The organism is Streptomyces sp. NPDC042002 (assembly GCF_055588305.1).
Genome location: NZ_JBVJCT010000045.1, coordinates 1 through 10,011, shown reverse-complemented (window position 1 = coordinate 10,011; position 10,011 = coordinate 1). Strand labels below are relative to the sequence as shown.

Below are 10,011 nucleotides of genomic sequence, written 5' to 3'. Positions count from 1 at the left end.
ACCGCACAGGCCCGCCCCGCCCCCCCCCCCCCCCCCCCCCCCCCCCCCCTCCCTCCCCCCCCCCCCCCCCCCCCCCCCCCCCCCCCCCCCCCCCCGGGACAGCAACTCGCCCTCTTCGGTGAGGTCGTAGCGCATGTCCTCGCGCTGCTTCGCGTCCTCGCCGGCACAGCGGTCGAGCAGGAGGACACCGTCGTCGGCACGCGCGTCGAGGCAGAGCCCGGAACTGGCGACGCTGCGCAGCAGTCCGTCCCGCTCGTACACCCACTGCTGGGTCCAGGCGGACGAGCACACGTCCAGCGTGGCCTCGGCGCCTTCCACGGCCCTGGAGTCCCGGACGTCGAGGCACAGATCGGCGTCCACGTTGCGCAGTCGGGCCCGGTCCCCCTTGACGAAGACTCCGGCCGCGATGGACGGAGTGGACATGACGGGCGGGACCGCAGAGCCCTGGGTGGGTGACAGTGTCCGGCTGCTGCTCGCTCCGACGGCGGCGGCGGCGGGGTCGCCATCGCCCTCCTCGTTCGGCCACAGGCCGACCGCGAGGACGGTCGCCAGCAGGGCGGCCGACAGACCCGCCCCGGTGATCAGTGCCTGCTGCGGTACTTCCGCCGGCCTGGCGGCGCGGCGCCCCGTCGGGGCGAACGGGGACACCAGACGACGACGGCCGCTCGCCCCGGGGTGCCCACCGCCCGTCGGGAGCCCACCGCTTTCCGGGCGCACGTCGTCTCCGGAGCGTCCGCCCGCACCGGGTCGCCCTCGGGCCGCCGGGGTCTCACCACTCTCCGGGCGCGCGTCCCCTCCGAAGCGTTCGCCCATGACCGGACCCCCACCGTCCGCCAGGGTCACACCACTCTCCGGGCGCACGTCGTCCCCGAATCGTTCACCCACTCCCGGACGCCCACCGCCCGCCGGAGTCACACCGCTCTCCGGGCGCACGTCCTCTCCGGAACGGCCGCCCTTTCCGGCTCGCTCACGACGTCCCAGGCGTCCGTCGTCCACGGGACGTCCGCCCTTTCCTGGGCGCTCACCGCCTCGCTGTCGTCGGCCGCCGAAGGGGGACACGCTCCGGTGCCGTAGCGCTTGCCGCCCGCGGCTCCGTCGGGAGTCGAAGTAGCGACGGGCGCCCCAGCCGAGCACGGACTCTGCGATCAGGACCCCCAACTCTCCATCAAAATGGCCGAGTTGCTCCGCCGCGTAGCGGCAGTAGGAGCACTCCGCCAGATGCTGCTGGACATCCGGCAGCAAGGCTCCACCGCGCCGGATCGGCACGTCGAGGAGCCGGTTGTGGAAACCGCATTCTCTGGTCGGGGCGAGTTCCAGATGGGCGCGCAGGCAGGCCTGGCGAAATTGCTCGCGGGCCTGCTCCCAGGCGGCGAACGCGGTGTCGGCGTCCATGCCCAAAAGGCCGGCCGGCACGAACAGCGGCTCGTCCTCCACCTCGGTGTGCCACAACAGGCATCGGGCGGCGCCCGGAAGTGCCAGGAAAGCACGTTCGGCGAGCTTGCGGTTTTCGGCCGTCATGGACTTCGCCAGACGCATACCGCGGCCCCCCGCGGGTTTCCTCAAGGCCGGCAGGGCTTCTGATATCCGGTCGTCCGCCGCCCAGTTCCGGACCGTGTCCCGTACCGTCACGAGGAGTCGGGGCCGCAGCGCGAGAGCCTGCTCGCCCTCGGCGAGGCGGTCGAGCACGTGATGGAAGGATGCCTCGGTGACCATGGAGGCGACCTGCGACGAAGTGGCGAGGCAGATCACCGCGTAGTCGTACGCCGGCCGCCAGTGTCGGGCTGTCAGCAGAGCGACGGGACGGGTGGCGTCAGCCTCCGCCCCGCCTCTCAGCACGGCGGCGAGATCCTCGTCGGATTCGCCGAAATATCCGCCGGGCGGATGGGCGGGAAGCGGCGGGTGGGGGGTGCGCACGGGAGCGGGTTCCTTCCGAGGTGCAAGGTGGCACAGAGAAGTGCTTGCCCGTCGAAAAGGAGTCCCGATTGGCGTAGACCTTTTTGACGGAACGCCGGGAAAACGGCCGGGGACGAAGACCGTGCGGCGACCGTCGGCCAGGAGCCTCTTGGGCTCGTCGACAGCCAGGAATGGCGAACAGCGATTCAGACCCGGCCCTTGACCAGGCGCAGGAGGCTCACCTTCGCACAACACACTCATGACCAACAAGGCGCACGACTGAGTTCAGCCTTATTGAAAGAATGTCAAAAGCGGTCGGCAACTCTACGAGGTCGCAACGGCTTTCGATATTTCATGCGCCCCGTGTGATCCGTGCGCGCACGCCGGGCTCTCTCGCACGCTCCCGGCGCACGGAACTCCCGTAGTCCACTGGGACCGGCCCTTCTCGAAGGCCCCGCGCGGGACGGCGGCTCTCCCGCGCGAAACCGGCCGCCGACCCCGTTCCTCCCGCCCTCGGTCGGCGGCCCCGAGAAGGCTCCGGTTCCCGGTGCGGGCGACCCGCAGCCCGGGAGCCCGCACCGGCGGGCGTCGCCCGCACGGGGCCGAGCGGCCCACACGGTCCGGGCGGCCTGTACGGTCCGGGCGGCCCCGCGCGCCCTCGGCGCGGAACCCCGCCTCAGATCTGCCCGCGCCGCCGGGTCAGTTCCCCCACACACCGCGCCTGCGGTAGCCCGGCTCCCAGAACAGCCGGTTGAGGACGCGGACCGGCGGGGGCAGCGCGCCGAGGAAGACTGCCCGGTCGGCGGGCGCGACGCCGTCCACGATCCACGGCACGAACACGGCCGCCCCGCGCAGACCCTGCGTCTTGCGGATACGTCCCGTGAAGGCACCCCAGTCCGCGGGGGTGAGCACCTCCTGGATGAGCGGCAGGGCGCTCCCCTCCTCGTGCGCGAGGTGGTCGTCGAGCGTGGTGGCCAGCGTGTGCACCAGTGCGGGGAGTTCGGCCGATCCGTCCTCCAACGCCTTTTCCACCGCGGCGAGTTGTGGGTCGAGCAGAGCGTGTTCGGCCTCCATCTCCGCGAGCAGGGCGAGGTCCCGGGGACGGCCCTCGACCCTGCGCTGCACACGCGGCCACAGGTCGCTGTCCTCGGCGGCGTGATGGATGTGCAGCTGGTGCGTGAAGTCGGCCCAGCCGGCGCGGACCGGGGGCGTGAAGGCGGCGCCGTCCGCGGCCGCCTTGCCGAGGCGGTCCAGGTCGCGCCGGAAGGCGTCGTGGGCGGCGTACATGATGGTGAGGTCGATGCTCATGAGGTCGCTTCCTCGAGTTCGGGCTCGTACACGGGCAGGGCGTGCGGGTTGGCGGACGGGCCGCGGTGACGGCGTACGGCGAGACAGGCGAGCGCGCCGGTCAGCAGGACTCCGGCGGAGACCAGGACGGCGGGGCCCATCGCGTGGACGAAGCCGTGGCCGAACACCTGGCCGCCGAGCTCCCGCATACGGTCGGCGACGTCGTGCGGCACGCCGGCCGGGGTGCCGGTCGTCTGCCGGGCGGACACGTCGGACTCGGCCCGGGAGAAGGCGGCGACGAAGCCGTCGCGATAGCCGGCGGGAAGCTGTCCGGCGCGCTGCCGCGCCTGGTCCGTGAGCGTGTGCGCGAGCTGCGCCTGGAGCACGGCCCCGACGACGGCGCCCGCGAGGACCGAACCGACCTGCCGCAGCGCGTTGTTCACGCCCGAGGCCGCGCCGGAGAGCCGTGCCGGGACGTTGCGCATGACCTCGGTGGCCATCGGCGCGAAGGTGCAGCCCGCGCCCAGTCCGGCCAGGAAGAGCGGGAAGGCGACCGCCGTCCAGCTCGAACCGACATCGGCCGCGGCCACGATCCAGACCAGGGCGGCGGCCCAGGCGAGGAGCCCGGTCATCAGGATGTACTTGCCGCCGACCTTGTCCGCGAGGACACCCGCGGGTCCGGCCATCACGAACGAGCCGAGGGCGAGCGGCAGCATCACGAGTCCGGACTTGAGCGCGCTGAAGCCGAGGACGGACTGGAGGTAGATGGTCAGCGGCAGGAACATCCCGATGACTCCGAAGGACACCGTGACGCCCACGAAGTTGATGACGGTGAAGTTGCGGTCCCTGAAGAGCGAGAACGGGACGAGCGGATCGCGGGTCTGCCGGCCGCGCTCATGGACGAGGAACCAGGCGAAGAAGGCCGCGGCCGCGCCGAACAGCGACCAGATCCAGCCGTTCCAGTCGTAGCGCTGCCCCTCGGTCAGGCCGAACGCCAGACAGAACAGGGCACCCGAGGCGAGCACGACGCCGAAGGTGTCGAAACGGTGCCGTACCGAGCGTCGCGAGCCCGGGATGATCGCCAGGGCGAGCACCAGCACCAGGACGCCGAGCGGCAGATTGACGTAGAAGATCCAGCGCCAGTCGAGATGGGTGATCAGCGCGCCGCCGACGATCGGCCCGAGCGCGCCGGAGATCCCCGCGACGGCGCCCCACACGCCCATCGCCGCGCCGCGCCGGTCGGACGGGAACACCTCGGCGATGATCGACAGGGTCTGCGGCATGAGCAGCGCGGCGCCGAGGCCCTGGACCGCGCGGAAGGCGATCAGCTGCGCCGGGTTCTGCGCGAGGCCGCAGGCCAGGCTCGCGAGGGTGAAGAGGGCGACGCCGGCGACGAACAGGTTCCGTTTGCCGCGCAGGTCACCGAGGCGTCCCGCGGTGATCAGCAGGACGGCGAGGGCGAGCGTATAGGCGTTGACGACCCACAGGATCTCGTCGAGCGAGGCGTCGAGGTCCTGGCCCATGTCGGGGATCGCGATGTTGACGATCGTCAGGTCCAGGAGCGTCATGAAGAACCCGAGCGAGAGCGTGACGAGGATCGCCCAGGGGTTGCCGTGCCATTTCTTGAACACGATGCGTGTCTCCTTGTTCCGGGGCATCGGAGTGCCGCGTAGGCGGACTCGCGTTCAAGAGGGCGGCCGGCGCGGCCGGTGTGACGCACGGAACCCGGCATGAGACGTACGTCACATTTCGGCCGTCGGGTGTCACATTCGGGCCCCCTCCTCCCCTCGCAGTAGTGAGCGCATCAAGGGAGGCGAGCCATGTCCGAAAGTCCCGAGGCCGTCGACGACGGCCCGACGCGGGTCTTCGTCGAGCACCGCGAGCTGCTGTTCGCGATCGTCTACAACATCCTCGGAACCGTCGCCGACACCGAGGACGTGCTCCAGGAGACCTGGCTGTCATGGACGGGCCGCGCCCGCCGCGCCCCGGTCGAGGACATCGCCAACCCGCGCGCCTACCTCGTGCGCATCGCGGTCAACCACGCGCTGGCCCGGCGCGCCGCCATCACCCGCCGCCGTGAGACGTATGTGGGCCCCTGGCTGCCGGAACCCCTGCTCGACGGACCGGCCACCGCCGAGCGCGCCGACGACCGCGCCCTGCGCTCCGAGTCCGTCTCGCTCGCGATGCTGGTCGTCCTGGAGTCGCTGACCCCGCTGGAGCGCGCGGTCTTCGTCCTCAACGAGGTGTTCGGCTACCCGCACACCGAGATCGCGCAGGTCATCGACCGCAGTCCCGCGGCGGTCCGCCAGCTCGCGCACCGCGCCAGGGAACACGTGCACGCCCGGCGTCCGCTCTACCGGGCCCATCCCCGTGTCCGCAGACAGGCGACCGAACGCTTCGTGGACGCCGCGCTCGGCGGTGACATCAGCGCCCTGATGGAGATCCTCGCGCCGGACGTCACGGTGTGGACGGACGGCGGCGGCAAGGCCCGCTCGGCCGGTCTGCGGCCGGTGCGCGGACGGGACAAGGCGGCACGTCTGCTGGCGGGCTACGCCACCCGCCGGGGCTCCCGTCTCGACGTCCGCTACCGGCGGGTCAACGGCGACGACTCCGCGGTGGTCTTCGACGGCTCGTCGCCCTACGCGGTCATGGTCATGGACCTCACCCCGGACGGCGAGCAGGTGTCCGACGTCTACATCGTCACCAATCCCGAGAAACTCGCACACGTCCGGCGCGACGAGGACTCCGACGAGGACTCCGGTGCGGACGGGTTCAGCGAGGCGGCGGAGGGGAGGCGCGCGTGACGGCCACCGGACGGGCGTCCTCCGGGGAGCCGGGGCCCTCCGGGGAACAGACGTCCTCCGGCCAGCAGGCGCCCTCCCGGGAGGGGGCGTCCTCCGGCGAGCGGGTCGCCGACTGGCTCGACGGCCGGCTCGGTCTCCACTCCCTCGGCAGGCGGTACCTGCGCAAGGTCTTCCCGGACCACTGGTCCTTCCTGCTCGGCGAGATATGCCTCTACAGCTTCGTCGTCCTCGTCCTCACCGGCGTCTACCTCACCCTGTTCTTCCATCCGTCGATGAACGAGGTGGTCTACCACGGCGGTTACGTCCCGCTGAACGGGATCCGGATGTCCGAGGCGTACGCCTCCACGCTCGACATCAGCTTCGACGTGCGCGGCGGGCTGCTCATCCGGCAGATCCACCACTGGGCCGCGCTCGTCTTCCTCGCCGCGATGCTCACGCACATGATGCGGCACTTCTTCACGGGCTCGTTCCGCAAGCCCCGCGAGGTGAACTGGGTCCTCGGCTGGACGCTGTTGCTCCTCGGCCTGTTCGAGGGGCTGTTCGGCTACTCGCTGCCGGACGACCTGCTGTCCGGGACGGGGCTCAGGTTCGTCAACGGGGCGCTCCTCGCGACGCCGGTCGTCGGCACGTACCTGTCCTTCTTCCTGTTCGGCGGGGAGTTCCCGGGTCATGACATCGTGGCCCGCTTCTACGCGCTGCACGTCCTGCTGATCCCGGGCATCATGGCGGCGCTCGTCGTGGCCCATCTGATCCTGGTCGTCCATCACAAGCACACCCAGTTCGCGGGGCCCGGCAGGACCGAACGCAACGTCGTGGGAACGCCGTTCATGCCGGTCTACCTCGCGAAGGCGGGCGGCTTCTTCTTCCTGGTGTTCGGCGTCCTCGCGGTCATCGCGGCGGTCGCGACCATCAACCCGGTCTGGGCGTACGGCCCTTACCGCGCCGACCAGGTGTCGACGGGCGCCCAGCCGGACTGGTACCTGGGGTTCGCCGAGGGACTGGTGCGGGTGATGCCGGGCTGGGAGATCACGCTGTGGGGTCACACCCTCGTGCTCGGCCTGCTCATCCCCGTCCTCGTCTTCCCGCTGCTCCTGGTCGCCATCGGGGTGTACCCGTTCGCCGAGGCCTGGATCACGGGTGACCGGCGCGAGCATCATCTGCTGGACCGGCCCCGCAACCGGCCGGTGCGCACCGCGCTCGGGGCGGCCTGGATCAGCCTGTACCTGATCCTGCTCGCGGGCGGCGGCAACGACATCGTCGCGACGCGCTTCCATCTGTCGATCAACACGGTGACGTGGACGGTGCGGATCTCCCTGCTGGTCGTTCCCGTCGTCGTGTTCGTCGTGACGCGACGCCTCTGTCTGGGTCTGCGGCTGCGGGACCGCGAACTGGTGGCGCACGGCCGTGCGACCGGCGTCGTCAGACGCCTGCCGCACGGCGAGTACGTCGAGGTGCACCGGCCCCTCGGGCCCGGTGAGCTCCACACGCTCACCGAGCACGAGCGGCGGGCCCTCGACCCCGGCCCGTCACACGACCGGGACCTCCAGCCGGCTGATCCGCAGTCCGCCGTCGGCGGCGCCCGGGTGCCCGCTCGCCATGACGAGCCGCAGCCGTGAGCCGCGTACCGCGTCGAAGGTGATCACGGTCGGCGCGTCCGACGCCGTGACCCAGTCGACGGCCGCCGGCCGGGCGGGCGTGGGTCGCGTCGACGGTGAAGGAGACCTCGACACGGTCCACGCGGCGGGGGCGCGCCCAGGTGACCGAGACCCAGTCCTGTGGGCGGGCCCCGCTGAAGGCCGGCGGCAGGGCCGTCACGGACTTACCTTGTTCTTTATCATCCTCGGTCGAGGGTGTGAGCTTTCGAGCGCGACACGCTCGCCTGGTACGGTCCGTCCGCACCCACGCCCCACAGAAGTAGCTGGACGTCGGGCGCGCGTCTCGGTGCTACTTTCTCCGGCTGGCCTTGACCGTGAACAAGACTGTCAAGCAGGCCACAGCTGCGGCCATCGAGCCGAAGAAGGCCCCGTCCAAGAGCAAGCTGTTCGCGCCCTCAACCGTGCCATCCTCACGGGTGCAGGACTTCTCGAAGGGGAAACTGGCTGTATGTAGTTCTCCACAGCGATTTTGCAGGTCCTCGTTGAGCACGCTCGCCTTGACCCAGGACAGCGCCCATACGAGGAGGAAGACCCCTGCGAAGGCACACACGGCGCCCCACAGCCGGTTCAGTTGGGCATCATGCGTACTGGTTCTCGTCACGTGGTGGAGGGTACCGCCACAGCCCAAGCAAGGCCCCGCTCAACCGGTGCCGAAAACTACTCAAGGTTCGATGAGAGCACGTGGAGTTCCGTTAGATGAGTCACTTCCGGCCTCGAACTGAGTCGCCCACCTGGGGATTCACCGGAAGTGGGGCGGCCTTCGTCTGATCATGTGCTCCGACCAGGGTGCATGTGACCACGACGAAGGCTGTGAGGGTGAGTCTGCTGCCTGATGCCTGATGCCGTCCGGAGGGAAGCGTTCGCCGAAGCGTCACGCTTCCGGGGCGAGTTCTACGAGTGCCTGACCGCTCGGCGCGACGAGTTGTTCGAGCTGTTGGACGCGGTGCTGTGTGCGGACGGTGCGGTGAAGCCCCCAGTGGACTTGACGTTGCTGCCCGAGCATCGTCGTGGGCACGGAGCGCTGTACGGCGGCTTGAACCACGGCCGGATCGATGTCGATCGGCTGCGGACGGTGCTGGTCGGGCTGTCGCTGCCGCGTTTCGACGGCGGGCGCCTGGTCCTGGCGGTCGATGTGTCACCGTGGCTTCGCTCGGACGCGCCGTGCTCGGCGGAGCGCCTGTTCTGCCACGTCTACGGCCGGGCGAAGACGGCGTCGCAGTTCGTCCCGGGCTGGCCCTACTCCTTCGTGGCCGCGCTGGAGCCGGGTGCCACGTCCTGGACCGCGATCCTGGACGTGGTGCGGCTCGGCCCTGCGGACGACGCGACCGCGATCACCGCCGCCCAGTTGAGGGGTGTCGTCGAGCGCCTCATCGCCGCAGGCCAGTGGCAGGCCGGGGACCCGCATATCGTGATTGTCAGCGATGCCGGCTACGACGTCACCCGCCTGGCCTGGGTCCTGCGCGACCTGCCCGTCGAGTTGGTCGGCCGGGTCCGCTCCGACCGCGTCATGCGTCTGCCGAAACCACCGAGGATGCACGGCGTCAACGGCCGGCCGCCCAAGCACGGTCCGGAATTCCGCTCCACCAAGCCGGAGACCTGGCCCGAGCCCGCGATCACCACGGTCACGGAAACCACCAACTACGGCAAGGCCGAGGCTCAAGCGTGGGACCGGGTCCACCCGAGGCTCACCCACCGCTCCTCCTGGCTCGACCATGATGGTGAACTACCCGTGTTCGAGGGGGCGTTGATGCGCTTGAAGGTGGAGCATCTATCGAAGGACCGGGATGCCCCGCCGGTGTGGTTATGGTCCTCCAAGACCGGTGCCACCCCGAGCGACGTGGACCGTTTCTGGCATGTGTTTCTCCGCCGCTTCGATTTGGAGCACACGTTCCGCTTCGCGAAGCAGACCCTGGGCTGGACCACTCCGAAACTGCGTACTCCCGAGGCGGCGGACCGCTGGACCTGGATCCTGATCGTCGCTCACACCCAGCTCCGGCTTGCCCGGCCGATCGCCGCGGACTTCCGCCGGCCCTGGGAGAAACCCACTACCTCCGACCGGCTCACCCCGGCCCGGGTCCGCCGGGGGTTCAGGAACATCCGCGCTCACCTCGCCTGCCCGACCCGTGTTCCCAAACCCCGAGAAGCCGGCCCTGGACAGCCACCCGGTGCCAAGAACAAACACCGAGCGCCCCGCTTCGACGTCGGCAAGACCGTCAAACGCCCCGAGACTCTCAAGGCCATCGGCAAGCCCGGAAGATCTTGGTGGATAAAGAACAAGCTTAGGGCGTGCAGATCTTTAACTCGTCTTTTTGACCTTGGTCTGGGTGGGGTCGGGAGCGAGGAACATCGCGACATCGGCTGGTGTGCGGAAG

At 70.2% G+C, this 10,011-nt stretch carries 7 protein-coding genes and 1 pseudogene; 3 read left to right on the top strand and 5 right to left on the bottom strand.

Features of this window, described 5'->3' with window-relative positions; all coding sequences use genetic code 11:
- The 3 genes from ACZ6KY_RS37070 to ACZ6KY_RS37060 all read right to left on the bottom strand — a co-directional run.
- Window positions 1-1,914 (bottom strand): RICIN domain-containing protein (locus tag ACZ6KY_RS37070; RefSeq protein WP_469314662.1); only part of this gene is annotated, 1,914 nt, incomplete at its 3' end.
- 678 nt (window positions 1,915-2,592) lie between these two features.
- Complete coding sequence (locus ACZ6KY_RS37065; RefSeq protein ID WP_469314661.1) at window positions 2,593-3,201, bottom strand: hemerythrin domain-containing protein; 609 nt, start codon at window positions 3,199-3,201, stop codon at window positions 2,593-2,595.
- The gene (locus ACZ6KY_RS37060) at window positions 3,198-4,811 is read right to left on the bottom strand and encodes an MFS transporter (RefSeq protein WP_469314660.1); all 1,614 of its coding nucleotides are present in this window, start codon (window positions 4,809-4,811) and stop codon (window positions 3,198-3,200) included. The genes ACZ6KY_RS37065 and ACZ6KY_RS37060 overlap by 4 nt, the downstream gene beginning before the upstream one ends.
- Window positions 4,812-5,000: 189 nt before the next feature.
- Here ACZ6KY_RS37060 and sigJ point away from each other — a divergent pair, with 189 nt between their 5' ends.
- Both sigJ and qcrB read left to right on the top strand, forming a co-directional pair.
- A complete protein-coding gene (gene sigJ, locus ACZ6KY_RS37055) occupies window positions 5,001-5,984 on the top strand; it encodes an RNA polymerase sigma factor SigJ (RefSeq protein WP_469314659.1) in 984 nt (327 codons plus the stop codon).
- On the top strand, window positions 5,981-7,600 hold the full coding sequence (gene qcrB, locus ACZ6KY_RS37050; RefSeq protein WP_469314658.1) for a cytochrome bc1 complex cytochrome b subunit: 1,620 nt from the start codon (window positions 5,981-5,983) through the stop codon (window positions 7,598-7,600). Before sigJ ends, qcrB begins: the two co-directional genes overlap by 4 nt.
- On the opposite strand, the pseudogene ACZ6KY_RS37045 reads toward qcrB, so the two are convergent.
- Window positions 7,511-7,805: pseudogene (locus tag ACZ6KY_RS37045) on the bottom strand (hypothetical protein); the annotation flags it as partial. The gene qcrB and the pseudogene ACZ6KY_RS37045 overlap by 90 nt on opposite strands.
- 123 nt (window positions 7,806-7,928) lie before the next feature.
- Complete coding sequence (locus ACZ6KY_RS37040) at window positions 7,929-8,240, bottom strand: hypothetical protein (protein WP_469314657.1); 312 nt, start codon at window positions 8,238-8,240, stop codon at window positions 7,929-7,931.
- Window positions 8,241-8,471: 231 nt separating this feature from the next.
- On the opposite strand from ACZ6KY_RS37040, the gene ACZ6KY_RS37035 reads away from it, so the two are divergent.
- Window positions 8,472-10,011 (top strand): NF041680 family putative transposase (locus ACZ6KY_RS37035; RefSeq protein WP_469314656.1); only part of this gene is annotated, 1,540 nt, incomplete at its 3' end.

Excerpts from the sequence above, each read along its gene's own strand:
- ACZ6KY_RS37065 (WP_469314661.1), bottom strand. The coding sequence starts at position 3,201 with ATGAGCATCGACCTCACCATCATGTACGCCGCCCACGACGCCTTCCGG.
- sigJ (WP_469314659.1), top strand. The coding sequence starts at position 5,001 with ATGTCCGAAAGTCCCGAGGCCGTCGACGACGGCCCGACGCGGGTCTTC.